Origin of the sequence: Streptomyces caeruleatus, assembly GCF_001514235.1 — a bacterium.
Classification (GTDB): Bacteria; Actinomycetota; Actinomycetes; order Streptomycetales; family Streptomycetaceae; genus Streptomyces; species Streptomyces caeruleatus.
The window spans coordinates 454,964-481,778 of the sequence record NZ_KQ948931.1 but is presented as its reverse complement, the minus strand read 5'-3'; the positions used below and the strand labels follow the sequence as shown (position 1 = coordinate 481,778).

The window sequence follows — 26,815 nt, the reverse complement described above, 5'->3', positions numbered from 1 at the left end:
CTGTATCCGTCTGCCATGGTGAGCTGGAGATGGCCGTACTGAATGCCCAGCGCGAGGCGGCCCCCGGGCTGACGGTTGATGAACCAGGCCACCGTTCTACGGAACCGCCTCATGCTGATGCGTCCGGCGGGGTCCGCGGGGATCATCTCGTGCACCGCCCCGTGCCGGGCTGCCAGCCGGTTGACCCAGCGTACGAATTTCTGGATCCGCTTCGCGGCCATCTCGGGCGTCATGGCCGCTCCGAGGTGATCACGCTGCTTGGGCTGCTCGGAGAAACTCCGCGGGAACAACAACTCCTCCTCTCCCAGGGCCTCCAAGACCTCAACAGCCTGGTGGACGACGTGCAAAACGGTCCAGGGTTCCTCGCGGATCTCGCCTTCGGGTTTGAGGTTGCCCTCCTCGTCCCTCACTCCCTTGAAGTGGCGGCCGACGAGCCGGTAGCGGACCACGCCGCCGGCTTCCGGTTCGTCGACGCGACGGCAGCCGCGCTCGAGATGGAGAACTTCTTCGGGCCTCATTCCCGACAAATAGGAGATCGTGACCAGAGCCGCTGTACTGAGGTGGATCGCGATCGCATCGGCCTCGTTGAAATCGGGCTTGTGCCAGGGCTTTCCGTTGATCTCAGCGGTGACCGAAGTCTCCAGCGGGGCGCCGTCCCCGAAGACAAGGCCGGCGGTGGCTTCGGGGCAGTCGCGGATGACGCTGTCGACCTGTCGCTGGGCGACGCCCAGGGTGCCCGCGATGAACCGCTTGTGCACCGGTCTCCACCCTGCCGTCTCCTCACCGCGGGCAGCCCGCCGCTCGGTCAGCATGGGGTTGACCCTGGACTTCAGGGTGGGCAACGGCCGGCCTGTCTCTCGCAGCTGGTCGAGGTAGGCCCTCACCGTTTCCCGGCCGCCCTTCCGGGCCCTGCCGGGCACCGCGTCCTCGATGCGGCGGGCCTCACGGAAGGCGGCCAGGACGTCCGGGGCGAACTCGGTCACGAACCGGATCGCCCAGACGATCAGCGGTGACATCACCGACGGGTGGATCGGGGCGGTCTTGTTCTCGCTCGACGGGGCTTCGGTCGGATCGAGGTAGGCGTCGAGCCCTTCCTCGTCCCAGGGCGGCATCGGGATGCGGTCCTGCGGCAGCAGGTGCGGTGCGTAAGCCCACAATCTCGTGATCGCCAACAGGTGCTGGAAGGTCGTGTTGTAGGACCGCTGCGGCAGATCGTCGGCGTACTCGGACAGCACGTCCGCATCAACTTCCGCCAGACTGGTGATGCCCTGCTTGGACAGCCATGTGGCGAACCGGAGCCAGGCGCCGACGGTGTTCCTCGCCGTGCCCGGGCTGACGCGGGGCCGTGTCGTCGAGTACGGCCGGTTCAGCAGGACCGCCGGAGTCGGAACGTTCAGCAGAGCCCAGCCGCATCGCTTGAACGACGCCAGCAGCGGCAACGGAAACCCGCCCCAGTTGATCACTGCCGAGGTGTTCGACTCTCTGTGGTGCATCCCCGCCAACTGCCAGAGCATGGCCGAGAAGAGAGGAATCTCCGAGGTGGGAAAGCCGGGCTTGGCCCGCTCCGGAGCGAAAGCCAGCGTGCCCGGAGCCGGGTCGACGAGAACCACATCGCCGCCCTGCTCAGCGGCCCTGCGGATCGGGTGCCTCATCATGCGTCCAGCCTCCGCTCCAGCATCCGGTCGACCAGCCCTCGGTCGGCCTCCGTCAGCCTCGCCCGTAGAGCAGGCCGTTCGTCTTCTCGGGTATGGGTCTTCACCAGGTCGCTGATCCGGTCATGGTGGGCTGACCAGTCGGCATCCCAGACCGCCTCGCTCACCACCGAGCGAAGACTGTCGATCGCCGCCTGGAGATAGAGGATCCGCGGCAGGTGCCGTTCCGTCGCGATCGCGTTGGGACAGGCGAAGCACATCAGGAACGACACCGAGCACGGGCCCTGCGGGGTGAACGGGCTGTGCTCGAAGTCAGTGCAGGACCCCACCGCCGTATCGAGGTCTCCGGCCATCACCTGCTTCGCCGTGTCCAGCGCGATGCCGGTCTGTCCGGCAAGGCGGGCCGCCTGTTCCTCGCTCTCCCCGGTATGCCGGACCAACCGCATGCGGACCTTCTCGACGGCGTCGTCCACGGCCGCCTGCAGGCCCTTGGCGACCACGGTGGCCGCCCCGTCGCGGACCTGCGCGTCCCGTAGGCGGTAGGTGTCGTCGCTGACCTGGCTCGTGTTGTGCCGGGGCCCGCCGTAGAGGACCTGGACCGTCCGGTGGATCCGCTGGGGCGACAGCGACAGAGGCGTCCCCTCGGCGGTCAGCATCGCGGCCGCCTTCGACCAGTCCTTGACAGCCTGTTCCAGGCTGCCGGCGCCCATCCCGAAGGGTTCGCCCTCCACCGGCGTGAACCGGCGGGCGATCAGCAGCCGCTCGGTGGGCCGACCCAGTGCCGCCCGGGTCGCCCGGGCCTGCTCGGTGATGAAGACCACCTGCCGCATCGCGCGGCCCGCCGAGCCCTCTCCCAGGTCGACGAGGTTGTTGCTGCCGTGCCGTAGCCGCCGCGGCCTTCTCGCTTTCTGCGTGGACACCCTCTGGATCACCGCGTCCTCGTCCTCCGTCTCACCGTTGGGACGGTGATCGGGAACGTCCATCCTCGCGAGCGTCGTGAAGTTCCAGCCGTCGTGGCAGCACAGCAGGATCGCCGCGGCTCCCATCTCTTCGAACGTCGGGAACAGCCGCCGCCAGAAGTGATGGCCGGCTCCCGAGCCGCCGACCAGCCGCCGCAGCGGCCGGCTGATCGCGCCGCGAACAGCATCTCCGTTCCGCGGAGCGTCCGCAGTCTCGGAGACATGGTGCAGAGCCCGGCCCCACAAATCCTCGTCCGTGCCCGGCTCGAACTCGCCGTCGCGCCAGCGCTCCAGCAGTATCCGGCCCTCGCGGATGCGGATTTCCGCGACTCTCACCTTCGCCTGAGCCGCCTGTCGGATCGCTCTGAACTCCTCCGTCGAATGAGAGGAGACCTTCGCCGTGGCCCTCTGCCGCGTGCCGCGAGTCCTCATCGCCTCCCGTGTGGCCTGCGGAAGCCCGGGAATCCTCAGCAGCACCGGCCGCAACCTCACCCCAGCCGAGGCCGCCAGCATCCACGCCTTCCAGACCGCCGGCGTGACATGCCGAGCCGCCTCGACGTCGGGATATTTCTCCCGTACGAATCTCAGGAAATGGGTGGCGAACTTGAAGTAGGTGCGGCAGCTCGACTCGCTGGTCCAGTCCCCGACCGGCGGCGCCGCCTGAGCGAAGGCCCATGCGATCTCCCGCCGCAGTTCGTCCGGCCCCTCGCAGGACCGGAAGTCGTAGATCCCCAGGTCCTCACCGTCCTGGGACGCCGCCGCGATCACCAGGCCGGCCTCGCTGACCCGATCCGGGCGCCGGTATCCAGCCGGCGGCAGGGCTGCCGACCGACCCGTGGAACCCCCGCTCATGCAACCGCCCCAGCAACATCGAGGATCAGCCCGGTCGACTTCGCCAGCCGAGCGAGCAGTTCCTCGTTGTCCGACACCTCTTCGCTGCCACTGAGCAAGGTGTCCAACTGCAGCCCGCGGACCGGCTCCAGATAGATCTCCCGCGTCACTGTCTCGGACTTGTGTCCCAACAGGTCCCTGACCAGCAACCAGACGTTGCCGTAGAGCTCCTCGTACTCACGACGCTCCTGAGGACTCAGCCCCAGCCGGCGGTCCAGGACCAGGTTGAGCGACACGAGCATCCGCAGCGCGAACGAGTGCCGGCACATATGCGGCGTGCAGAACACCCCGAGCCCCAGCCGTTCACATCGCTCGCTCGCCCGCTCGAAAACCTTGCTCCAGCTGCGATACCGCATCGGCAGCCCGGCCTCGGTCAGCCAGAGCGCCAACGGCTCCAGTCCGTCCTCGCCCTCCGTGTAGAGGTTCATCCGCTGCCGGTCGTTGAGGTCGTTGAGCGAGCTCTCAAACCGTCCACCATGCTCGTCGATCCAGACGATGTTGCCCGCGCGGTTGACCGATTGAACGATCCAGCAGTTCTCCAGCGCGTCATATCGGCCTGCGGCCTGGGCTTTGCGGACGGCCTCCGCCCGCGTCGTCACCCGGTAGAGCTCCGTCGCCATCAGCGCGGAACGGCTCACATAGAAGAAGCGGTCCGAGGTCTTGGCGACTGCGGCGGCGCCCCGGCCCGGATAGTAGGCGCGGACCGTCGCCATGTCCGGAAGTTCGATGGTCAGCAAGGTGCCGGCCTCACGGCGTCGCAGTCCGCTCGTGAACAGGACGTCGGCGAACGCCGCGTCGCGTCCATCATTGCGACCGCGCCAGCTGCGATCGGGGTGGCCGTCGGCGCCGTAGCCGCGAAGACCGACATCCCGCCATAGTCGGAATGCCCGTGGGGTCAGCCACTTCACGTTCGAGCTGCGGATGTTCTTCGGCATCAGCTCCGGAGTCGATGTGACCTGCCCATTCGGCAGTACGACCTCTCGAAGCTGCACTGGGCTCACCGTCACGTAGCCCCGTCGTGCCGCCCAGTCGTAGAGCAACCGGAAGGCGGTCAGCTCCCGTCCGAACTTCGCGCCACCGACCCGCCTGGGGTTGCCCTCCCCGCGAAGGCGCCATTCCTCCCAGTTCTCCAGGTCATCGGGCGTCGCCTCGTCCCAGTAGCGGCCCTCCAGCCACAAGTACGAGAACAGCAATCGGTAGTCACGGACGTACGACTCCTGCGAGCCGAACTCCAGCCGCCTGAATTGGGACTTGCGGAAGAACTCGCTCAGCCTCGGATCGACCCGGAAGTTCGGGTCGACAAGGATCGGCTGACGCTCCCGAATCCGCAGCCGTCGTTCCCACGTCTCCAGATCGTCCCAGCCCTCAAGCTCCGGCCAACCGGCGTCCTTCGGTATCGCACCATCGGCCCAAAACAGACTCCACTCGCCCGCCACACTTCCGCCTTACGCGTGCAACACGACCTGCAACAACACGCGGAATGTATACGGAAGTGCAGGTCACCGTGTCCGGTAGTCCAGTCGGCGGCGGTGACTGGCGGGATGCCGAGGAAGGCGGGAAACCCGCGGTCGATCCACTGCTGCCGTACGGCCTGGCGGTTGGTGGGCACGGTGGCGATCTCGTTGACTGCGCGCCGCAGGGCCGCCCACCACGCGTCAGGCAGGTACGGGGACTGTTCGAGGACGGGGCCGCCTGCCTGGAGTACGGGGAGGGTTACGTACTCGGTGAGTTCGGCGCGGTAGGCGTGGCCGTCGTTCGTCCAGGTGCCGATGCCGACCAGCTTGGGGCGCGGCACGACCGCCGGGATCTGCTCGGCGGCCGTGGCCGTGCCCTCCCACAGTCGGCCGCCCGCCTTCTCTTCGGACATGGACAGCACCCGAAGCCACAGGTGCCCGGCGCGGCGGCCGAGGGTGCGGCCCTCCCAGCCCCACGCCTCCGGCCCGGACGGCTCGGCGTCGAGTGCCCGCGCGCCTTGGGCGTGGGCGTCGCGCATCCGGGACCGTGTGGCGTCGTCAGGCGGCGGCGAGGACATCGGTTACCTCTCTCAGTCGATGGGCGTCCAACGGTAGGGCGAGCGCTCCTTGCGCCTCCAACCAGTGCGCTTCGGTGCTGGCGGAGGTGAGGACCACATCGAGGCTCGGGCACGAGGCGGCGGCGAGCAGGCAGGCGCCTGCAGGGGAGGACCCGGGCCGGATGAAGTCCGCCAGTTCCGGGGTGACCATGCCCGGGAGTTCCCCGCCGTGCAGGGGGGATGAGCCGAACGTGGTCAGTCCGGCGGCGCGGGCCTGGACGAGCGGGCCGCGGCCGTCAAGAGCAAGCGTCATCGGCCGTACCGCGACCAGTGAGACGGGGAGTTGCACGGCCCTGAGATGGTGGTCCGGGCCGCCGGCGGCTTCGCGGGCCAGGGCGAGGAGTTCGGGCACCGTGAAGGCCCCGGTGTCGAAGCCCGACCATGTGGCGACGCCGTAACCGCCGATCCGTCCGCCGCGTGCGAAGTCCTCCAAAACGGTGAAAGCCTCACGCAGCGCCGAGTGGACGGCTTCCCGGTCGTCTCCGACTCGTTCGGGGTTGTGGACGAACACGAGGTCGACGCGGCTGAGATACACCAGGGATCGGGCGGTCTGCCAGCGCAGGAAGCGCGGAGCGAGGCTGTGGCCAGTCGCGGCGGCCTGCGCCGGGAGAACCCCTGTCGTGACTGCCGCCTGTCGCTGGTGGCCGGAAATGAACCCGGTCTTCGTCGACACCCTCACCCCCGGGTGGTCGGCGATGACGGGCGGCAGCTCCCGGTGAGCGCGGCCGTTTTGGTAGTTGGGGGCGGTGTCGATCCACGCGGCGCCCGCCTCGCAGGCAAGGTGCGCCGCCTTGGGGACGTCGCGCACCCGGTAGGTACCCAGCCCCAGGGCGGCGCTCACAGCGCGGCGCCTACGACGGCGGCGGCCTGTCCCTTGACGAGCACGCTCACCACGGCGGCGACGTCCTCCAGCGGCAGCGTGGAGCACTCGGCGAGGTCTCCGAGGTCGATCGGCTGACCGGCCACGAGGAGTTCGAGGAGCGGGCGGACGGGGGCGACGAAGTCCCACGCTGTTCCTGCGGCGGCGAGCGTGACCGTGCCGTCCTCGCCGTCGGCGAGTCGGGCGCGGGGGCAGGTGAGCCGCACCGTGACGAACGGGTTCGCCGGCACGTCGGTGACGTAGGGCAGGGAAGGACGGTGGCGGCCGGGGTGGGTGGTGTCCATGGAGCGGGCCCACTGGCCGAGGATGCCGGGCTCGTCGAGCAGCGCCGACAGTTCCCTGCCGAGCTTGGCGACGTAGGCGGCCTGGTCCTTTACCGGGGCGAAGCGCGGCACGTCGAGTCGGTAGGAGAGCCGGGAACGGAGCTGGTCAACAACCCAGTTCAGGAAGTCGGCGCCGATACGGGTACCGAGACCGAAGGTCAGATGCAGAGACGGGGTGCCCTGGTCGGCGGATACGGCGTGCCACCAGCCGCGGGGCAGATAGAGGACATCACCAGCTGCCAGGACCGCGTCCACCAGAGGAGGTCCCTCCGGAGCGGCCGGAGCCTCCGTGTCCCGCCAGGCGGGGGCCTGCCGGGTCGGCCCGTACAGTCGCCACCGCTTCGCGCCGTACAGCTGGACAACGACCACGTCATGATCGTCCCAATGAGTGCCGAAGCCCTCTTCGGCGGTCCACGACGCATAGGCATTCACCTGCACGGCAGTGCACAGGAAGCGTTCAAGGGATTCGGCGGCGGCACCAATCGGGGGGTGCATCTCGTCGATGGCGTCCACGACGAGGGAGGCGCCGTCGGCGAGCCGGTCGTGCAACGAAGCGGCCTGCAAACGCCGCCATGCCACACCCCGACGGGTCGTCTCCGGCTGCGTATACCGGTGGTGGTGGACGGGTTCGCCGCCCTGGGAGAGGCGCAGGCGCGGGGGGGCGGTTCGGTGGGAGGCAAGAAGTTGGTTCAGTGCGTCCCAGGTGAGCAGATCGCGGACGTCGTCCGCTTCCCCGGGGACGATCTTGTGTGAGCGGAAAAGCGTCTGGGTGAGGAATTCAACCCCACCCAGACGCTCCGCCCACGATGCGGTGTCAATCATCGTGGGATGCGGCCCCTTCGGTCAGTCGTTGGAGTCGGAAACGCCGGTGCTACCGCCGTCTGACTCCTGTTCGAAGCGGCCACGGGCCGCGGCGATCCGGCGGGCGGCGACGAGCAGGCCGCCCTCGTTCTCAGTGGACGGGATTCCGTTCTCGGGCATTGCATCCTCCAAGGTGTTGCGAGGCCGGGCCGGTCGCCCGCCTCGGGTGACCCTGCCGAGGTCGCGGTGTGTGTGCGGCCCTGGCAGGGGGCTTTGTGGGGCCGCCCGCCCCCAGGGAGAGGGGATGGGCGGGCGACCGATGGCCTGGTGACCAGGGGCGTCTCCGGGCAGGCCCCTGGACTGAGTTGGATACCGGCGGCCGGGCGAGAGCCTCACGCACCGCCCGGCCGTCGGAGATCACCAACCGTCGCTGTGGGAGAGCAGGGCGAGGACGAAGGCGGTGATCGCGAGGACGTATAGGACTTGGGCGATCACCTGCCGCCAGCCGATCCGGGTTCGCCGTCGGCGCTCGCGCCGACGCTGCGCCCGGGTGGTCCCCTGTAACGCCTCGTCGATGCCGTCGAGGATCACGGGTCCCCCTGCTTCACGGAGAGTTCGGCCCAGCAGCTCTTGCCCCACGGGCGGGCGGCGGGCCCTAGCCGGTCATAACCCCACCTCTCGCTGAGGGCCTCGATCAGGACCAGGCCGCGCCCGCTCTGCTCCTCGTCCTGCGGGATGTGCAGGTGAGGGAGGCGGTCGGGGGCCCGGTCGACGACGGCCAGGCGCACGCGCTTGTCGCTGGGCCGGTCGACGGTGATCCGTACCGACGGGCCCCAGGCGTGGCGGACAGCGTTGGAGAGGAGTTCGACGATCACGAGAGCCGCAGTGTCGGTCATCTCCTCCGTGAGACCCCAGGTTATGCACGCGGTCCGGACCAGGTCGCGGGCCAGGGGAGCCGCCGCCTCGTTGCGGGGATGGGTCTCGCTGTAGCCGGGGTGCCCATTGGAACGGTCTGGCCGCCGTCTTCGTCATGGATCAACGCCTTGGTCAGGGGACGGTGGGACAGACCGGCCCCGACGGGGGGACGCAGGGCCGGACTGCCAGCCGCCACACCCGGGGCACGGGCCCCGGGGGTGGCACGTATTCAGTGCAACGGCAAAGCGTGGTCAAGAGGTAGGAAAAATGGGCCGGTTGCTACTCGCGGTGACCGGAAATTTCCAGAGCGGGAACCCCCCATCCTCTGCACGCTCCATGATCAAGTGGCTACGGTGAGTGGGTGGCGAAAAATTTCCGGTTGCAGGCCCACATGGAACAACACGGACTCAAGCAAGGCGTGTTAGCCGAGCGGGTGAACGACGAGCTGAGGTCTGCCGGGCACAAAGGCACCGTCACAGACCGCACGGTCAGGAACTGGGTAACCCGAAAATCCCGATGGCCTCACCAGCGCCAACGCGAGGCGCTGGGAGCAGTATTCGGATGTACTCCCGAGTGCCTGGGCTTCTACCCTCCTGGTACACCCGCACCACCGCCCCCAGAGGACCCCGACGTGTTCCGTCGCCACTTCTGCACCGCCACCGTGGGCACCGCCGCCACAGCGGTCCTCCTCATCGCCGCCCGGCCCACCATCGGCACCTCCGACGTGATACGCCTGCGCAGCGGCATGGACACTCTCACCGCGCTCGACCAGAGCAAGGGCGGCCATGCCGCGCTGGAGAAAGCCGCGCTCTCCGGCGCGGCCAAAGCCGTCGGCCTACAAGACAAAGCCGCATCCCAGACCATCCGGCAGCGGCTGTTCAGCATCGCCGCCGACTACACCACCACCGCGGCGTGGTCCTGCATCGACGCCCGCCAACTCGACCGCGCACAGACCCACCTGAACGAGGCGCTACGGCTCGCCGGAATGGCACAGGACCCCATGGCGCAGATGCGCGTATGGAACTCCACCGCCATCCTCGCCCACCAGCGCGGCGACGCCGGCGAGGGCATCGCCGCAGCCCAGGCCGCCCAGGCAACTGCCATCACCCGCCGCGACCCGTTGTTCGGCTCCCTCGCCCACGCCCGCGCGGCCATCGGCCACGCCGAACAAAGGAACAGGCAGGCGGCCATCCGGTCTCTCGGATACGCCGAAGAAGCTCTCGCCAAAGCCGAGTTGCGCCCAAGGCCGGGCTGGGTGGCCTTCTACGGGACTGCTGAGCTTCACGCCCTGGCCGCGATCGTCCGGGAACAGCTCGGCGAACCGGCACACGCTGAGGCCGCCTCACACCGGGCCCTGGCCGCCCTACCGAAGGAGTACCGGCGCAACCGCGCGATGGCCACCGTGCATCTCGCGCTGGCCCAGCTCCGCCAGGGCGACGCCGAGCAGGCATGCACCACCACGGAAGACGTCTTCGAGCTGATGACCGGCAGTCAGCTCCCCGGCCGCCTGCGTGTCCTGCTCGGGGACTTCTATCGCGATCTGCTCACCCTCGCGCCCTCGGCTCACGTTGCGCGAGAGTGGGGCGACCGATACCGATCCGAATGGAGCACCGTGTGACCCCGGCAGTCGACTTCCGCCACTTCGCCCATGCCGATCTCCCTGATATCCGACAGACGCTCTTGGACGTGCACGCCGACGCCTACGCCGACCGCATCCACGAGGAGTTCGTACAGCGGTTCCCCTGGTTCGTGGACCACTGGGGGGGACGTGAGGGGTTCGCGTGCGTGATCGCGTACGCGGGCGGGGAAGCGGTCGGCTTCACCTACGGCTCACCGTCCGAGCCGGGCCGGGAATGGTGGCGTGACCACCTCGACCCCACGCCGACGAACACCTCCACCTTCGCCATCTCGGAACTGATGCTGCGGCCGAAGTGGCGCAAGCAGGGCTTGGGCGAACAGATGCACGCCACTCTGCTCGCCGACCGGCCAGAGTCGATGGCCGTGCTCACCGTCGACACCAAGCGGCCCAAGCTCCAAGCGATGTACGAGGGATGGGGATACCGAAAGGTCGGCGAGAATCAGCCGTTCCCCGACTCCCCGCTGTACGCGGTCATGCTCCGCAACATGAAATGACCTGGACGCACCACAGCCGCGGCAACTTCTGACCAGCCCCGACCAGGCCACCACGTCGCGGGCGCGGGCCGCGTTGCAGTGGGGTCAACTGTCATCGCGACGGCCCAACGCCGTAGTTCTCATAAGTGGCCAGGGGGGAGGTATGCCAGCCACGTGCGGGCACCCTGAAGACCCGAAGACGCCTGCGCGGCGGAGGGGAACGCGACGACGGTCCCCGCCGTGAGCGCCGCCGCCACGGCAGCGCGGCGAACGGCCCGTACCGTCCTGCTGGTCTTCGACCTGGAGTGATCCCCCTGGGGTGGTGGACGTGCCCGACAACGAACGGATCCGATGCTGGCCACGGCCGTTCACAAACCGATGACATGTCGATGACCCCGCAGGTCACGGCCGTCCCGCCCGGTCGGATTGTGCGTGGTCGGTAACAGACGGATCCCCCGGCCGCTTTCCCCCCTCTTGCCGTTTGCACGGGCCACAGCGACGGCGAGGGACAGAGGACATGGTGCGAAGCGGCGGACGGGGATGGTACGGCAAGGTGCTCGCGGCGGCGCTCGGCGTGACCGCGGTGGCCGCGATGACCTCGTTCTGGAACGCGCAGGTCGGCTCCCCCGACGGACGGCCCGCACAGGCGGGCGTGTCGGCGCCGCCCGCCGCGTCGCCCGCCCAGCCGCGGGGCCGGACGTCGACGCCGGTGTCGGCGGAGATCGCGCACGCCTCGGACGGCGGCGCCCGCAGCGTCAACATCACCATCGACGACGGACCGGACCCCGTGTGGACGCCCCAGGTGCTTGAGGTGTTGCGGGAGAACGGGGTGAAGGCGACGTTCTGCATGGTGGGCACGCAGGCCCAGGCCCACCCCGACCTGGTCAAGACGGTGGTGGCGGCCGGACACCGGCTCTGCGACCACACGGTCTCGCACGACGTCACCATGGACCGCAAGTCGGAGGCCTACCAGTCCCAGCAGATCCTGGACGCCGAACGCATGATCACCGAGGCGTCCGGCGGTGTCCGCCCGCTGTACTACCGGGCCCCGGGAGGCGCCTTCACGCCGTACAGCCGGCACCTCGCCGCGTCCCACGGGATGCGTCCGCTCGGCTGGAACATCGACTCCAAGGACTTCGAACTCCCCGGCACGGCCGCCATGGTCGCCACCGTCAAGAACGAGATCTCCAACGGCCCGACCCTGCTCTTCCACGACGCGGGCGGCGACCGCTCCCAGACGGTGGCCGCGCTGCGCGAGGTCCTGCCGTGGCTGAAGGACCAGGGGTACGCGTTCGGCTTCCCGGTCCGCTGACACCCGGGGCCGGGGCCGGGCCGGTCCACCGCCGGCCCGGCCCCGCACCCGTGCGCCCTACTCCTGGTCCGCCGCCGCCGACTTCACCACTTCTTCGATCAGCAGCCTGTTCTCGCGGTCCGCGCTCTCCCCGAGGGCGAACCGGCTGCGGACGTAGCCGTACGCGAGGCCGAGGCTCGGGCTCGCGAAGGCGACGGCGCCGGCCGCCCCGGCGTGGCCGAAGGCGTCCGGACCGAGGGCGGGGTAGCGGTCGTCGAAGACCTGGAAGCCCAGCGCGAACCGGCTCTCCACGCCGCCCACGGCGTCGATGCCGGTGGAGTGGATCTCGCTGAACGTCGCCATGGTGTCCGCGGTGAGCAGCGCCGGCCTGTCGTCCAGCCCGCCGATGACCGCCGCGTAGGCGCCGGCCGCGCCGCGGGCCGAGGCGACCCCGCCGGCCGAGCCCTGTCCGAGGGCCCGGGTGCGCCGGAAGTTCGGGAAGACGGACAGGTCCGGCATGTACCGGGTGCTGAAGGCTATGGACACCAGCCTCGGCGGCTCCGGCACGATCTCGTCCGGGTCCGGGACCGCGGGCTCCACGGGCAGGTAGCGGGGCTCCAGTTCCTCGGGCAGGCCCAGATAGAAGTCGACGCCGTGCGGCCGCCGCACCCGCTGCTCCCACCAGTCCTGGAGGGTCCGTCCGGTGGCGCGGCGTACGACCTCGCCGGTGAGGGCGGCGATGACGAGCCCGTGGTAGCCGAAGGCCGTGCCGGGCTTCCAGTAGGGGGCCTGCGCGGCGAGCCGGTCGGCGAGCAGGCGGTCGTCGGCCAGTTCCTCGATGGTGAAGACCTCGTCGGCGCCGGGCACGCCGGCCTGGTGGGCGAGCAGCTGGCGCAGCGTCACCTCGTCCTTGCCGGCCGCGCCGAACTCGGGCCAGTACGCGGCCACCGGGCGGTCCAGGTCGAGGACGCCGTCCTGGACGAGCAGCGCCACGACGAGGTGCGCCGCGCCCTTGCTCACCGAGAACACGCCGGTCAGCGTGTCCCCGTCGGCCACGGGCCCGGCCCAGAGGTCCACCACCCGCACACCGCGGCGGTACACCGCCAGTTGCTGCCCGGTCGGCTGCGGCTGCTCCCGCGCCAGCCGTGCGAAGACCTCGCGCACCCCTTCGTATCCGGCGTGGACGTGTCCACGCACCGTCGGCTCGCCGTCGCCGGTCGCGCCGCTGTGAGTCCCACCGTGGTCGGTCAACCGTTTCTCCCCTTGTCGGTTCCGTTGTGTGGCGCATCGTTTCTGCCCGGGCTGCCGCACCGGCACGCCCGCTCCCCTGAGGGCGAACACCGTCAGTCGTCCTGCTGGGCGCGGACCGTGAGCAGATAGCCGGCCTGGAAGCGGCTCTGCGCGCCCAACTCCTCCATGATGTCCGCGATATGGCGGCGGCAGGTGCGCACCGACATGCCCAGGCGGTTGGCGATGGAGGCGTCCGTGAGGCCTTCGACGAGCAGCCGGACGATGGCCTGCTTGATGTCTCCGGCTACCTCGGCCCGGGTGCCGAAGGCCACCGCGTAGGGCTCGGCCGCCAGCCACAGTCGCTCGTACGTCTCCACGATGAACGCGACCACGTTCGGCTCGCGGACCACGGCCGCGCCCAGCCGGTTGCCGGGCAGGGAGATGACCGCCGTCTCCCCGTCGAAGACCAGCAGCCGGCTGAAGTGGTCGTCCAGCGTCCGCACCTGCGCGCCCAGCTCCGACATGTGGTCGACGTAGGCGGCGGTGCCCGGGCTGAACCTGGCCGTGTGCTGGTACAGGACGCGCATCCTCACGCCCCGGTTGAGGGCCGCCCGGTCCCGGGGCGCGGCCTCGTTGAGGATGTCCTCCTCACGGGCGCCGCCCGGCTGGGCCGTCAGTATCTCGACGCGGGCCCGCGCGGTCAGGTCGGCGATGACCGCGCGGACCTCGTCGAGGTCCGGCACCACTTCGAACCTGCTCTCCCGCTCCCGGGCGAACTGGCTCGCCTCGAAGTCGGGGAGGAAGGACATGATCGATGCCCTGGTCTCCTCCGCGAAGGCGCGGCGGGAGCGGATCTCGCGCTCGACCGGGCTGACGACACAGGCCACGGCCTCCTCCGGTGCCACCGCGCGCAGTTCGTCGGCGGGACCGCTGCGCAGCAGTCCCAGGTCCAGCAGCTCCCGGACGGCGGCGCCGACGCGCTCGGCGGGCAGGCCGGTCGCCCCGCTGACGGAGTTGGCTGAAATGGTCTCCCCCACGGCGCGTTGCAGTGCATAGGAATACACACTCCGCAGGGCCGTACTGTTCACTCTACTTCCGTCCGTATCGGTCAACTTGTCCCCCTATAACGCCATATACAGACCTGGCATCAAGCTGCCATGCAGCTTGATGATCCATTCTGCTCCCTCATGTACCTGCAAGTCCTGGCATGGTGATTCATCCAGCCCCCATCGACGCAAAGGAGCTTCTGTGGTGGGTCGGTGAACAAAGCCCAACATTCAGATGAAGGCAGGGACATGAAGATTGCGCGCAAGGCGGTTCTCGCCGGCTGGCTCCTGGCCGCGGCGCTCGGTGTGCTCGGCGGCGCGAGCGCGAGCACGGACACCGTGAGCGTGGCCGGCGGCGCCTCGACCTTCGACACCGGCTGGGGCTGACCCCGGCCCCGCTGGTTCCGGTAGTCCCGGTAGTTCCGGTAGTTCGGTAGTTCCGACAGCTGTTCCTGCGGCGCCGCCCGTCACGCGGCCGCGCCCCTCAGGTCCTGTCGTCACCCAGGCCTCTCCGCCTCCCTCGCCGCCCGCCCCTCGCGTGGCCGCGGCCTTCCAGGCCCCTTCGCGGGGACGGCTCTCCGAGGCTCTTCACATCTCTCTCACGAGAACGAGCGAACAGGTCACCCCATGATTCTGACCGGGAGTGAGATCGCGCGCGAACGGGCGAATGGTCGTATCACCATCGAGCCCTTCACGCCCGAGCAGGTCAATCCCAACAGTTACAACTTCCGTCTCGGCAAGACCCTGCGGGTCTACCAGGAGATGCCGCTGGACGCCCGGCGCACCAACGACTTCGAAGAGGTCGAGATCCCGGACGACGGCTATGTGCTGGAGCCCGGACGGCTCTATCTGGCCCACACCATCGAGGTGCTGGGCAGCGAGCACTACGCGCCCACGTTCGCGGCCCGCTCCTCGGTCGCCCGGCTGGGTCTGTTCATCAACCTCTCCGCGAGCCTCGGCGACATCGGTTACACCGGACAGTGGACGCTCCAGCTCTACTCGATGAACCGGGTGCGGGTGTATCCCGGCATCAACATCGGCCAGATGATGTGGTGGCGTCCGCAGGGCGAGATCGTCCTGTACGACGGCAAGTACCAGGGGTCCGTCGGCCCCCGCTCCAGCGACATCCACGTCGACTTCGACAAGCAGTTCGCCCGCCAGCGGTTCCCCGGGCTCGGGGCGAGCTTCGACGCGCACGACGTCGGCCCCAAGTTCGCCCAACTCGCCGTCTCCAGCCATGACTTCCCCGTGCCGGCCGCCTTCTGCGTGCCCGCGGGAGAGTTCACGGACGCGCTCACCGCCGAGCAGAACGCCGCGCTCGCCGACGCCTTCGGCGACCTGAAGGCCACCGTCGGCGCCTTCTTCACCGACTCCGTGGCCAAGATCCAGAAGATCGGCGCCGAGATCCGCGTCCCCGAGCAGGCCCGCAAGCTGCTGGCCGCCCGGCTGCACGAGATGTTCCCGGACGCCGGGGAGGACAGGACCGAACTGGCCGTGCGCTCCTCGGGTCTGGACGAGGACACCGAGGCCTCCAGCCTCGCCGGAATCCACCAGTCCGTCCTCGGGGTCAGCGGCGTGGACGCCGTCGTCGACGCCGTCGAGCAGTGCTGGCGCTCCTACTACGAGGCCCCGGCCGTCGCCGCCCGTATCCGCGCCGGTGACTTCTCGCCCGCGCCCCGGCTCGCCGTGATCGTCCAGCGGCTCGTCCGCCCGACTCTCGCGGGTGTCGCGTTCACCGGGCTCGACGGCGACGGCGACCGGGTCTCCGTCGAGTACGTCGAGGGCCTCGCCGACGAACTGGTCGCCGGTGTCGCCGTGCCGCGGCGTGCCGAGTCGGCCGCGCCGGGCACCGGACCCGAGGCACCGGACGCGGCCGAACAGGAGGTCCTCGTCCAGGTCGTGGACCTGGCCCGGCGGCTGCGTGCGAGCCGCGGACAGGACGTGGACGTGGAGTGGGCGGCCGACGCCGACGGGGTCCACCTCGTCCAGGTGCGCCCGCTCACCGCGGCCCGCGAGGCCTTCCACGCCAGCGCCGAACCGGTCACCGAGGCGCACCGGCTGTACGTCGACGAACTCCCCGCCGACTTCAACCTCGGTGCGGTGGCCGCCGTCTACAGCGGTTACACCGCCAAGCGCGGTCCCGCGCACCGGCTGGCCCACGAGCACGGAGTGTCCACCGGCGCCGGCTGGGTCATCCGCTTCAACGGCCTTGGCCTGCACGGCGACGAGGGCGGCCGGGCCCTGCGCGACACGCTGGCCGGCGGCACCGACGAATGCGTCCTCGACTTCGGCGACACCCTGCGCCAGATCGTGGTGCCCAAGGAGGAGGTGCCCCGCCAGCTCGCCGTCACCACCGGCGTGTCCGCCGACGGCACCGACCTGCACACGGTGGTGGTGCGCGACTTCATCCGCGGCGAGCTCGGGGTGATCTCCCGGAAGGCGGGCGAGGCCGGTCTCGTCGTCGAGTACACCGACGAGGGCCTGATGGCCCTGAACCGCGGCACCGCGGGCGGCGAGGCGATCGTCGTCAAGGACGTGACGGCGGGCTACGACGACGCCTCCAACGTGACCTGCCCGGCCGGGGGCGAGGTGCTGCGCCCGCACCTCGACGAACTCGCCCGCTTCACCGCGGCGATGCACGCCAAGCACGGGCCGGTGACCCTGGAGTGGGTCTTCGACCGCGGCACGCTGTACTTCGTCGACTACTCGGTGCTCGGCGGCGACGACACCGTCACCGTCGCCCACGGAGAGGTCTGCATCTCCCCCGGCACCGCCCGGGGACCGCTGCTGCGCCTGGACGACGACGCGCTGCTGCGCCGCCTGTCCATCGGCCCGGCCGTGAGCATCGACAAGTCCCAGGACGTCACCGAGCACGAGGGCCTGGCCCGCATCCTCGACCTGGTCAAGTCGTACGACGAGAAGCCCGTGATCAGTGCGGCGCGGCCGTACGCGGTGCTCTCCGTGCTGCTGGAGCACGTCGCGGGATTCGTCTTCGACCAGGGCTCGGCGCTCGGCCACCTGGCGATCCTGCTGCGCGAGGCCCGCGTCCCCGCGGTGACGGCGGCCGGGATCAGCGGCGCCGAGGCAGTGATCAGCGATGGCACGGTCGCGACGACCGGCCGCAAGGGAGAGTGACCGTGAGCGACAGCACCCCCACCCCTGCCGGACGGCGGGCCTGGCTGGCCCTGGGCGGCCTGCACCTCCTCAACGGCACGGCCCCGCTCGCCGGGTCCGACCCGGTCGTCCTCGTCGAGCTCGACTCCCCGGTGGAGCAGGCCTTCCCGAGCAACACGGTCGTCCTGCGCTGGGACCGGCTCGGACCGCTGGAGCTCGCCGTCCGCACGGCCGACGGGACCCGCCGGCACACCGCGAAGGCGGCCGGCGACGAGCTCTTCCCCGGCATGCTGCCCGGCCCGGCGCTGCGCGAGGCCGTCACCGAGGTGACCGGTCAGGGCGTCGGCCCGCTGGTGCCGCTGTTCTACGTCACCGCGGACGGTGACCGGGCCCATGTGCACAGCCAGATCCGCTTCCTGGCCGAGGACGCCTGCTTCATCCGGATCACGCCCGAGGCCGTGGACACGGCCGGCGTCGAGGAGCTGGGCTGGCTGCCGGAGGCGGTCCGGCTGCACGCGGAGCAGTTCCTCTTCCTCAACAACCACCAGCGGTACTACCGCAAGTGCTTCAGCGGCAAGGAGCTGGAGTACAAGTACACGCTCACCCCACCCGTGGACTCCTGGACGCTGACGGTCGAGCTGTACCGGAGCCTGCTGGACGGCGAACTGCCCGGCTACGTCATGGAGTACCGGGACGAGTACCAGGCCTGGGACTACCTCAACCACCTCTTCGAGGTCACCGGCCCCACCGAGGCCGAGCGCGGCTACGCCTCCTTCATCCCCACCACCGACGGCAAGCACCTCCTCAAGCGCAAGTGGTACGCCGAGGACACCTTCAACCGCCGGGAGAGCCACACCTACGGGCTCGACCTGGCCGACGACGGCGGCTTCGAGCGGTACATCCGCGAGGAGCTGAAGGTGGAGGCCGTCCGGCTGCCGTCGTTCCGCAGGGTCCGCTACGACATCAACTTCGAGTCGGTGCGCACCGGTCATGTCTACGGCGTCTTCTTCGACCACTGCAGCCTGGTCGAGGCACGCGAGGTGACGCTCAACCAGTGCGAGCTGGAGTACCTGCGCAGCCGGGTCGCCGTCGAGCCCGACGAGGCCGAGGTGCTGGCCGAGATGGAGGAGATCGTCGGCTGGCTGGAGGCGTTCCTGCGCGAGCGCGGGCTGAGCGACCAGCGGGGCTTCTACTCCAAGCGCACCTTCCTCAAGGACGCCGTGGCGGCCCGGCCCGAGCTGGCCCGGAAGGTCGGCTGATGACGGGCGGCGCCGTGCGGGCGGTCCTGCTCGACCTGGAAGGCACCCTGTACGCCCGGGGTGCGGTGATCGACGGCGCGGTGGAGGCGGTGGCGGCCCTGCGCGAACTGGGCGTGGGGCTGCGCTTTCTGACCAACACCGACTCCAGGACGGCGGAACAGATTCGGGGCGAACTGGCCGGGTACGGCCTGGCGGTGGCGGCGCAGGAGCTGTTCACGCCCGTGGTGGCGGCGGCCCAACTGCTGACCGCCGCCGGGGCCCGCACCTATCCGCTGGTCTCCCGTGAGCTGCGCGCGGCGCTGCCGACCCTGGTGGACGAGCCCCCGTACAGCCATGTGCTGATCGGGGACTGCCGGGACACCCTGGACTACGCCGCGCTCGACGGCGCGTTCCGTGCGGTGCGGGACGGGGCGGTGCTGCTCGCCCTGCAGACGGGCCGCTACTTCAAGCGGGCCGACGGGGACCACCTGGACACCGGTGCGGTCGTCGCCGCCGTCACCTACGCCGCCGGCGCCGAGGCCCGGGTGCTGGGCAAGCCCGCCACCGACTTCTTCGAACTCGCGGCCCGCTCCCTGGACGTGCCCGTCACCGCGTGCGTGGTGGTCGGCGACGACGCGACGACCGACATCGCCGGCGGCCGTACCGCGGGGCTGCGGACCGTACAGGTCCGCACGGGCAAGTACGCCGACCAGCAGGCCGAAGGGCTGACCGGGCGGGCCTCGCACGAGCTGGACTCCGTCGCCGGGCTGCCGGGGCTGATCCGGGAGTGGGGTGTCGGATGACCGTCTACTGGGTGGTCTGGGACGCCGGGGCGCACTGGGTCGTGGACCGGCTGGAACGCGAGGGCGCCCTGCCCAACGTCAGCCGGATGCGGGAGCGCGGCGTGTTCACGGCGGCGCGGCCCGCCCGGCCCAACTGCCAGACCCCGCCGTCCCTCGCGACCCTGTTCACCGGCACCTGGCCGGCCGAGCACCGGGTCACCGGGTTCACCGTGCCGGGAGCCGGGGAGGGCGTCGCCAGCCATGTCAGCGGCTTCTCGCCGGGCTTCCCCGCCATGCCCACCGTGTGGGAGGCGATGTCCGAGAACGACCTGACCAGCGCGCTGGTGCACGCCCCCTGGGTCTTCGGCGCCGACGACCACGTCGGGCCGCACATCGACGGCGCGGTGGAGGCGTACAGCGACCGGCTCACCCGGCACGCCCTGCGCGTCCTGGACCCCGGCCCCGGCGAACAGCCCTGGGACATCGGCGGCCACCGCGTCGACGCCCTGGTCGAACGGGCCCCGGACGGGACCGAGCGGGTACGGCTCATCGGCGGCGAACGGCCGCTGCTGCTGGACCCGGACCAGGGGTGGCGGCCCTTCGAGCTCGACCGGCGCCACGGCACGTGGGTGCGCTGTGTACGGGCGGGCGGACAGCTGCTCCTGGTGCACACCGGGGTCTGGCGGACGCGTACCGCCGGGCGCAACGCCAAGACGCTGCACCGGCTCGCGCAGTGCCCGCCGTTCGCCGGCGAGGGGGTCGGGCCGCTCTACCGCCGGGCGGCGTTCGGGCCCCGGCTGGCCGAGGGCGGGGACGGCTCGGCCGAGGAGGTCTTCCTGTCCTCGGTGGAGTGCGTCGCCCAGTCCTTCGGTGCCGCGGCCGACGCGGTCCTGGAGACCCACGACGCCGACCTGGTCGTCGTCTACCTGCCGATGACCGACGACGTGGGCCATGAGTTCCTCGGCTGGTGCGACGAGCGCAGCGCGGCCCACCGCCCGGACCTCGCCGCCCGGGTGTGGTCGTACGTGCGGCGCTGCTACCGCTGGTCGGACGCGATTCTCGGCCGGGTCCTGGACCGGGCCGGCGCCGAGGACACCGTGGTGCTCGGCGCGGACCACGGCATGGTCGGCAGCACTCATCTGGTGCATCTCAACGACCAGTTGGTGCGGGCCGGCCTCGCGGTGCGCGACGCCGCCGGGGAGCTGGACCCGGCGGGTTCCCAGGTCTTCTACCACCCGGCGAACAACGGCTCCCTGTGGCCCGGCGAGCGCACGGCCGGCGATCCCGTGCGGGCCCGGCAGGCGATGGCGCGGGCGCGGGCCGCCCTGTGCGCGGTCACCGACCCCGAGACGGGCCGGCCCGTGGTGGCCGGTTTCCTCGACGGCGACGGCGAGCCGCTCACCGACCCCACGGCCGACGCCCCGGCCGCCCCCGCGGTGACCTATGTCGCCCTGGCCGACGACTACCAGCCCAGCTCCCAACTGGTGGGCGAGGGACCGGTCGTGCGGCGGGTCGCCAAGACCGGCGCCCACGTGGTCAACACCGGGGACAGCAGGCTGCACGCGATTCACGCCGCGATCGGACCGGGCATCCGGCCCGGCCGTGCGCCGGGTGTCCTCGACAACACCCTGCCGGCCGCGCTGGTCCTCGGTCAGCTGGGCCTGGGCACGGACGCCGAGCGCCTGTACGACTCCGGCCCTTTCGAACCGACCGACGAAGGATGATGGTCATGCCGTCCGCCTTTCCCCATTTCCTCTCCCCCGACGAGCTCACCGCCCGTCGCCACGCCCAGGTGACGGCCTTCCTCTCCGGCCGCGGCCTGGAGCCCGGGTGGCTGTCCGACCTGATGCGCGAACGCGTCGGCCCCGGCCTGCTGCTGTTGACCAGCTCTCCGGTGCACGGACTGGCCAACCCGACCAGCGACCTGGACTTCATCCGTATCCAGGAGGCCGAGATCGACGGCCCGCGGATCTCGACCAAGATCTTCGAGGACGGCCACCACCTGGAGGTCGTGTCGTTCAGCGAGGCCGAACTCGCCTCGAACCTGGACGAGTTGAACCGGCTCGCCGCTCTTCCGGCCGAGCAGACCGTGGCGGGCTTCCGCGCCTGGGACAAGCAGCGCGAGCCCCGCCGCAAGCAGACCGAGCGCATCGTCAACGGCATCGCGATGGACGGCTCCGCGCCCTACCTGCCGTGGCTTCCCGCCCTCAGCCGCGTCTGGTGCCGGGCCGCCCTGCAGACCGCGGTCGAACAGGTCACGCACGCCACGCTGGCCGAGGCCGCCGGCGAGACACGCGGACGCGTGGGCTACGCGTACAACGTGCTGCTGCACCTGATGGACGGCCTGCTCTCGCACCACGGCGACGTGTACACCACCCGCAAGTGGTACGCGTTGCGCTGGACCCGGCTGATGTCCGAGGGCGGCTGGCACGACGAGCGGCTCCAGTCGGCGGCCGCCGGGCTGGAGCGCCTCCGCAAGGAGGTCCACACCTTCCTCGACCCCGCCGCGGCCGCCGAGCCGCTGGCGGCACCGCTCACGGAGCTGGCCCTGGACGCCGTACAGGCCACCGGGACCGCCCGGTCCGTCACCGTGGGCGTCGAACTCACCAGCCGCGTACGGGCCTTCCTGCCCGGCGCCGCCGTCCTCGTGGGCAAGGACAGCGGAGTAGTGCTGCCGGGCGTCGGCACCGAGTCCGACCTGCCGCTCACCGCCGCCCCGGCCCGGCTGGACGAGCTGTCCGCGCTCGACGCGCCGGCCGCCGCCGCGCTGCTGCGGGCGCTGCGCGCGGGCGCGGCCCGGCTGCGGATCGGCTACCTGGACGAGGAGGCCGGGCGATGACGACGTACACCACGACAGACAGGGGCGACGCGGAGATGACCGACGACCGCGGCCGGGCGGCGCGCACCTCGCGCGGCGCGAACGAGCTGACCGCCTTTCCCTCGGTACGGGCCGGGCACGTCATGGCGGGCCCGCAGGCCGTGCAGGTCTGGGTGCAGGCCGCCTGGCTGATGCTGGCCGAGGGGCGGGCCTACATCGAGGACCTCGAAGGGGGCACCGAGCAGCCGCAGATGCAGCAGGCCGCCAAGCTGCGGTTCCTGGAGCAGCTGCTCGACATCGACCAGCGGCTGGCGGGCCGCGTCGCCGTGGACGACGCGCACTGCCTGGCGCTGGCGCTCGAGTACGGGATGCGCGAGGTCGTCGACGCCACCGGCCCGGAGCTGGCCGGGGTGTTCGGACTGCACGAGGAGTTCGGCGGCGACAGCTGCGCGGTGGACGAGATCCATGTGCTGTGGGAGCGGCTGCTGGAAGCGTTCCCCGGCGAGCTGCCCGACCGGCTGGTCGCCGAGGGGCAGCGGGACATGCTGCGCACCCTGCGGGTCTGGGCGGAACTCGCCCGCACGGCCGGACTCGACATCGGATTCCTGGCCCCGTTCATGAAGGCCGCCTGAAACCGCCACCACGAAAACGAGGTTGCACATGCCTGAAATACAGGCGGAGACCCTGATCGAGGGGCACGCCCCGGAAACAGTGTGGGAGTTCGTCAAGGACAGCTCGCTCGTCGCCTCCCGCGCCCGGCACGTGGTGGCCGTACAGCCGCGGTCCGAACAGGACAAGACGTTCCGCATCAACGAGTGGACCGTGCTGCTCAACGGCAGCGAGGTCACCTGGAGACAGCGCGAGGCCGCCGGGCCCGGGCTGCGGCTGCGCTTCGAGCAGACCGCCGGTGACCTGGAGAAACTGTCCGGCGAGTGGTCCGTGGCCACGGCCGGCCCCGACACCCGGGTCACCCTCGCCCTCGACTACGAGCTGGGCGTCGACGGTCTCGCGCCGCTGCTCGAACCCATCTGGTCCCAGTCCTTCCAGGCCCACGCGGACGAACTGCTGCGTGCCCTCACCGCCTGCGCCGCACAACGGGGAGCGACCTCGGCATGAACCTGTACCTGAACTTCCTGCACACCACCGTGCGCTTCGACGTCGCCGAGGACGCGACGGCCGTCTTCGAGCCCGTGCGCCGCTTCTTCCGCCACCTGATGGCACCCGCCCCGGCCGGGGACGTCACCTTCTCGGTGGACGTGCGCTCCTACGACCCGGACACGGACGTCGCCCCCGAGGTGTGGGGGCTGCCGCAGTCGGTGATCCGGCGCAGCAACGCCGCCGAGTTCAACTTCGACGCGCACATCGTCGACACCGGGGGCCGCAGAACGTACGTCAACCGCGCCACCCTGCTCGACGCCCCGGCCGACACCGCGAAGGACAACACCTTCCTGGTCCGGATCACCGAGGGCTCCACGGTGCAGATCCTCGACTTCGTGCGCGATCTCGTCATCCGGCACGAGGAGAACCTCGGCACGGTGGTGCTGCACGCCTCCGGTCTGCACCGGGACGGGGAGGCCGTGATCATCGCCGGGCCCAAGGGCGCCGGCAAGACCACCACCCTGCTGTCGGCCCTGCGCCGCCCCGGCTGGCAGTACTTCACCGGCGACAAGCTCTTCTGCACCATCGAGGACGGCCAGATCCTCGCCCACCCGTGGCGCGACTACCCCTACGTCGGGGTCGGCACCATCCGGGCCGACGCCCGGCTGGAGCGGCTGGTCCGGGACAGCGTCGACGACCAAATCGACACCTACGAGCCCGGCCACAAGATCCTCATGGACCCCGACGTCTTCGAGTCCTGGCTCGGCGCCGAGTTCACGGCCGAACCCAAGCGGCTGGCCGCGCTGCTGCTGCCCGAGGTCAAACCGGGCGAGCCGCTGACCGTGCGCCATCTGACGGACGACAACGAGCGCTGGGCGCATCTGAACAAGATCGTGGACCGGCAGGTCGACACCACCTTCTTCACCTGGCAGACCTACCTGGTCCCCGACTACACGGCGTTCTACCGGGGCCTGGCCGAACTGCGCGCCGTCCTCGGCTCCGTGGACATGGTGCGGCTGCGCGGCACCCTCGACGTCGACCCGGACGCCGTACTGCGGCACACCACCGAGACCGACAAGGAGACCGCACGATGAACACCGACTCCCGCAGCGGCCTGCGGATATCCGTCGTGGGCCTGGCCGGTGCCGGGAAGTCCACCTGCGCCTCGCTCATCGAGGAGTTCGCCGGGGACAAGGGCCTGACCCACACCCGGATCAAGCTCGCCGAGCCGCTGTACGACCTCCAGGCGGAGGTGTACCGCAGGGCCGGCGGCCCGCTGGCGGACGGGGCGCAGGACCAGATCCTGATGGAGGCGCTCGCCGACGCGATGCGCCGCATCCGCCCCGACTCGCTCGCCGCCGACTTCACCGCCCGCCTCACCCGGGCCGACGCCGACGTCATCGTCAACGACGACCTGCGCGACCCGCACGTGGACGCGCCGGCGCTGCGCGGCCACGGCTTCCGCGTGCTGCGCATCACCTGCGACGAGGAACTGCGCCGGGAGCGGCTGGCCGGCCGGGGCGACCCGTCCCGCGCCGACCGTTCGACCCGGGAGATCGACCTGATCACCCCGGACGCCGTCATCGACAACGGCGCGGGCCTGGACGAGTACCGGGCCGCCGTCCACGAGTTGCTGGGGAGCTGGCTGTGATCCTGAGCGGGCCCGAGATCCTGTCCGAGGTACGCGCGGGACGGATCCACATCGACGACTTCGACCCGGAGCGCCTGGAGCCGAACAGCTACGGCTTCCGGCTCGCCGACGACATCCTCTGGTACGAGCAGGACGTGATCGACTGCTACGAGCCGCCGACGGCCGAGCACGTCAAGATGGGCCCCGAGGGCATGGTCCTCGAACCGGGCCGCTTCTACCTCGGCGGCACCATGGAGGCCATGGGCAGCCCGCACTACGCGGCCACCCTCTACGCCTGCCGGTCCGCCTCCACCCTCGGCATCTGGATCCAGTTCTCCGCCCCGCTCGGGCACAGCGGCGCGGTCTTCCCGTGGACGCTGGAGATGAAGGTCGCCCACCCGGTCCGGGTCTATCCCGGGATGACGATCGGCAAGCTGGCCTTCTGGTCGATGCAGGGCGACTCGATCGGCTACGACGGCAAGTACACGGGCTCCACCTCCGCCGTGGCCTCCCGCTTCAGTCTGGACGCCCGTGTCACAGACTGAACTCTGCCGGGTCCTGCTCGCCCTGGCCCTGCTGCTGGCCGCCGCGCACGCCACGGGCCGGCTCTTCGCCCGGTTCCGGCAGCCGCCCGTCATCGGGGAGATCCTCGGCGGTCTCGTGCTGGGGCCGACCGTGCTGGGGCAGCTGCTGCCCGGCGTCGAGAACTGGCTGTTCCCCGCGAAGGGCCCGGTGGCCTTCGGACCCGCGCTGGTCTACCAGCTCGGCATGCTCCTGCTGATGTTCACGGCCGGGGTGGAGATGCGTACCGTCTTCTCCCGCAAGGACGGCCGCTCGGTCGCGGTGATCGCCGTGGCCGGGATGGCCGTGCCCTTCGCGATCGGCCTGCTGGCCGTCAAGGTCGTCGACACCGGCGACCTCGTCGGACCGGCCGACGACGTGACCGCGCTGACCCTGGTGCTGGCCTGCGCCATCGCCGTGACCAGCATCCCGGTGATCTCCCGGATCATGCTCGACATCGGCATCATCCGGACCCGGTTCGCCAAGGTCGTGCTGTCGGTCGCGGTGGTCGAGGACGTCGTGCTGAACGTGATCCTGTCCGTGGCGCTGGGCATGGTCGCGGGCGCCGGGAGCGACGGCTTCGGCCTCGCCCACACCCTGGGCGTCGGCTCGGCCAACGCCTCCGCGGCCTACCACTCGGTGGCCTCCGTGGTCTTCTTCGTCGTGATGGCGCTGGTGGCGCTGGCGCTGCGGCGCCTGCCGCGTCCGGCGCGCGGCGGGCCGGCCGGTGCGGGAAGCCCGCTGGGCGCGGTCGCGGTGCGCATGGCCGTGCTGCTGGCCGTGGCCGCGAGCTGTGTGTACCTGGGGGTCGCGCCCATGTTCGGCGCGTTCGTCGTGGGCCTGCTGTCCGGCATGGCGGGGCAGACCTCGCGGAGCGAACCCCTGGGGCAGCTGCGGGGGTTCGCCGCCGGGTTCTTCATCCCGGTGTACTTCGCGACGGTCGGCCTCAAGCTCGACCTGGTGCACTCCTTCGACCTGTGGTTCACGGTCGGCTTCATCCTGGTGGCCTGTCTGGCGAAGGCGGCCAGCGCCTACGTCGGGGCCCGGCTGGCGAGCCGGTCGAAGGCGGAGTCCCTGGATCTCGCGGTCGCGCTGAACGCGCGGGGCGGGCCGGGCATCGTGCTGGCGACGGTGTCCTTCGACGCCGGGATCGTCAACGCCTCGCTGTTCACGACCCTGATCCTCACGGCCATCGTCACCTCGCAGATCGCCGGCTGGTGGCTCGAACGGGCGGTGGCCCGCGGGGCGTTCGCCGCGGAGGGCGTCCCGGCACCCCGCGCCGAGGACGCCGGCGCCGGCACCAAGACGCCCGTGGACGCCACCTCGGGCTGACCCCGGCGCGCCGAGCGCGCGGCCCCGGCGGCCCCCCTTCCCCCCTTCCACCCCGCGACCTACGGGAGTCC

The 26,815-nt window shown here is 70.7% G+C and carries 24 protein-coding genes and 1 pseudogene; 15 read left to right on the top strand and 10 right to left on the bottom strand.

Going from position 1 to position 26,815, the window contains the following annotated elements; all coding sequences use genetic code 11:
• From AQJ67_RS25765 to AQJ67_RS25735, 8 genes and pseudogenes are all read right to left on the bottom strand, one after another.
• On the bottom strand, positions 1-1,655 hold a 1,655-nt coding region (locus AQJ67_RS25765), incomplete at its 3' end, for a site-specific integrase (RefSeq protein ID WP_159058830.1).
• Entirely contained in the window at positions 1,652-3,463 is a 1,812-nt protein-coding gene (locus AQJ67_RS25760) for a hypothetical protein (RefSeq protein ID WP_159058829.1), read from the bottom strand. The genes AQJ67_RS25760 and AQJ67_RS25765, both read right to left, overlap by 4 nt.
• Entirely contained in the window at positions 3,460-4,938 is a 1,479-nt protein-coding gene (locus tag AQJ67_RS25755; protein WP_159058828.1) for a site-specific integrase, read from the bottom strand. Before AQJ67_RS25755 ends, AQJ67_RS25760 begins: the two co-directional genes overlap by 4 nt.
• 576 nt (positions 4,939-5,514) lie before the next feature.
• Complete coding sequence (locus AQJ67_RS25745; protein ID WP_062721545.1) at positions 5,515-6,414, bottom strand: aldo/keto reductase; 900 nt, start codon at positions 6,412-6,414, stop codon at positions 5,515-5,517.
• A complete protein-coding gene (locus AQJ67_RS25740; protein WP_062721543.1) occupies positions 6,411-7,598 on the bottom strand; it encodes a cupin domain-containing protein in 1,188 nt (395 codons plus the stop codon). The genes AQJ67_RS25745 and AQJ67_RS25740 overlap by 4 nt, the downstream gene beginning before the upstream one ends.
• A 21-nt stretch (positions 7,599-7,619) precedes the next feature.
• Positions 7,620-7,757, bottom strand: a complete 138-nt coding sequence (locus AQJ67_RS48340) for a hypothetical protein (protein ID WP_167366224.1) — start codon at positions 7,755-7,757, stop codon at positions 7,620-7,622.
• A gap of 237 nt (positions 7,758-7,994) precedes the next feature.
• Entirely contained in the window at positions 7,995-8,168 is a 174-nt protein-coding gene (locus AQJ67_RS47800; protein ID WP_159058827.1) for a hypothetical protein, read from the bottom strand.
• Positions 8,165-8,530: pseudogene (locus AQJ67_RS25735) on the bottom strand (ATP-binding protein); the annotation flags it as partial. The pseudogene AQJ67_RS25735 and the gene AQJ67_RS47800, both read right to left, overlap by 4 nt.
• A gap of 323 nt (positions 8,531-8,853) precedes the next feature.
• Here AQJ67_RS25735 and AQJ67_RS25730 point away from each other — a divergent pair.
• From AQJ67_RS25730 to AQJ67_RS25720, 3 genes are all read left to right on the top strand, one after another.
• Positions 8,854-10,110, top strand: coding sequence for an NsdA family TPR-like regulatory protein (locus AQJ67_RS25730; protein ID WP_482258143.1), 1,257 nt, complete (start codon positions 8,854-8,856; stop codon positions 10,108-10,110).
• Positions 10,095-10,625: a GNAT family N-acetyltransferase gene (locus AQJ67_RS25725; protein WP_062721540.1), complete on the top strand. Its 531-nt coding sequence runs from the start codon at positions 10,095-10,097 to the stop codon at positions 10,623-10,625. The genes AQJ67_RS25730 and AQJ67_RS25725 overlap by 16 nt, the downstream gene beginning before the upstream one ends.
• Before the next feature lie 496 nt (positions 10,626-11,121).
• The gene (locus AQJ67_RS25720; RefSeq protein ID WP_062721539.1) at positions 11,122-11,916 is read left to right on the top strand and encodes a polysaccharide deacetylase family protein; all 795 of its coding nucleotides are present in this window, start codon (positions 11,122-11,124) and stop codon (positions 11,914-11,916) included.
• Between the two features lie 57 nt (positions 11,917-11,973).
• On the opposite strand, the gene AQJ67_RS25715 is transcribed toward AQJ67_RS25720, so the two are convergent.
• Both AQJ67_RS25715 and AQJ67_RS25710 read right to left on the bottom strand, forming a co-directional pair.
• Positions 11,974-13,146 (bottom strand): serine hydrolase domain-containing protein, encoded by a 1,173-nt coding sequence (locus AQJ67_RS25715; RefSeq protein ID WP_062721538.1) that lies wholly within the window; start codon positions 13,144-13,146, stop codon positions 11,974-11,976.
• Positions 13,147-13,238: 92 nt separating this feature from the next.
• Entirely contained in the window at positions 13,239-14,162 is a 924-nt protein-coding gene (locus tag AQJ67_RS25710; protein ID WP_244190594.1) for a LuxR C-terminal-related transcriptional regulator, read from the bottom strand.
• A gap of 258 nt (positions 14,163-14,420) precedes the next feature.
• Here AQJ67_RS25710 and AQJ67_RS47795 point away from each other — a divergent pair, with 258 nt between their 5' ends.
• The 12 genes from AQJ67_RS47795 (at position 14,421) to AQJ67_RS25655 (ending at position 26,744) form a co-directional block, all read left to right on the top strand.
• Entirely contained in the window at positions 14,421-14,558 is a 138-nt protein-coding gene (locus AQJ67_RS47795; protein ID WP_159058826.1) for a hypothetical protein, read from the top strand.
• 240 nt (positions 14,559-14,798) lie between these two features.
• Positions 14,799-17,306: a dCTP deaminase domain-containing protein gene (locus AQJ67_RS25705; protein ID WP_062721536.1), complete on the top strand. Its 2,508-nt coding sequence runs from the start codon at positions 14,799-14,801 to the stop codon at positions 17,304-17,306.
• A gap of 2 nt (positions 17,307-17,308) precedes the next feature.
• Complete coding sequence (locus tag AQJ67_RS25700; RefSeq protein WP_062721534.1) at positions 17,309-18,544, top strand: hypothetical protein; 1,236 nt, start codon at positions 17,309-17,311, stop codon at positions 18,542-18,544.
• Positions 18,544-19,326: an HAD-IIA family hydrolase gene (locus AQJ67_RS25695; RefSeq protein ID WP_062721532.1), complete on the top strand. Its 783-nt coding sequence runs from the start codon at positions 18,544-18,546 to the stop codon at positions 19,324-19,326. Before AQJ67_RS25700 ends, AQJ67_RS25695 begins: the two co-directional genes overlap by 1 nt.
• A complete protein-coding gene (locus AQJ67_RS48675) occupies positions 19,323-21,029 on the top strand; it encodes an alkaline phosphatase family protein (protein WP_062721530.1) in 1,707 nt (568 codons plus the stop codon). The genes AQJ67_RS25695 and AQJ67_RS48675 overlap by 4 nt, the downstream gene beginning before the upstream one ends.
• Before the next feature lie 5 nt (positions 21,030-21,034).
• Complete coding sequence (locus AQJ67_RS48670; RefSeq protein WP_244190593.1) at positions 21,035-22,144, top strand: DUF6001 family protein; 1,110 nt, start codon at positions 21,035-21,037, stop codon at positions 22,142-22,144.
• On the top strand, positions 22,141-22,755 hold the full coding sequence (locus tag AQJ67_RS25680) for a DUF6031 family protein (protein WP_062721527.1): 615 nt from the start codon (positions 22,141-22,143) through the stop codon (positions 22,753-22,755). Before AQJ67_RS48670 ends, AQJ67_RS25680 begins: the two co-directional genes overlap by 4 nt.
• A 28-nt stretch (positions 22,756-22,783) precedes the next feature.
• Positions 22,784-23,239, top strand: a complete 456-nt coding sequence (locus tag AQJ67_RS25675; RefSeq protein ID WP_062721525.1) for a type II toxin-antitoxin system RatA family toxin — start codon at positions 22,784-22,786, stop codon at positions 23,237-23,239.
• Complete coding sequence (locus AQJ67_RS25670; protein ID WP_062721523.1) at positions 23,236-24,315, top strand: hypothetical protein; 1,080 nt, start codon at positions 23,236-23,238, stop codon at positions 24,313-24,315. The genes AQJ67_RS25675 and AQJ67_RS25670 overlap by 4 nt, the downstream gene beginning before the upstream one ends.
• Positions 24,312-24,872, top strand: coding sequence for an AAA family ATPase (locus tag AQJ67_RS25665; protein ID WP_062721522.1), 561 nt, complete (start codon positions 24,312-24,314; stop codon positions 24,870-24,872). Before AQJ67_RS25670 ends, AQJ67_RS25665 begins: the two co-directional genes overlap by 4 nt.
• The gene (locus AQJ67_RS25660; RefSeq protein ID WP_062721520.1) at positions 24,869-25,396 is read left to right on the top strand and encodes a dCTP deaminase; all 528 of its coding nucleotides are present in this window, start codon (positions 24,869-24,871) and stop codon (positions 25,394-25,396) included. The genes AQJ67_RS25665 and AQJ67_RS25660 overlap by 4 nt, the downstream gene beginning before the upstream one ends.
• Entirely contained in the window at positions 25,383-26,744 is a 1,362-nt protein-coding gene (locus tag AQJ67_RS25655) for a cation:proton antiporter (RefSeq protein WP_062721518.1), read from the top strand. Before AQJ67_RS25660 ends, AQJ67_RS25655 begins: the two co-directional genes overlap by 14 nt.
• The last annotated feature ends 71 nt before the right edge of the window (positions 26,745-26,815 follow it).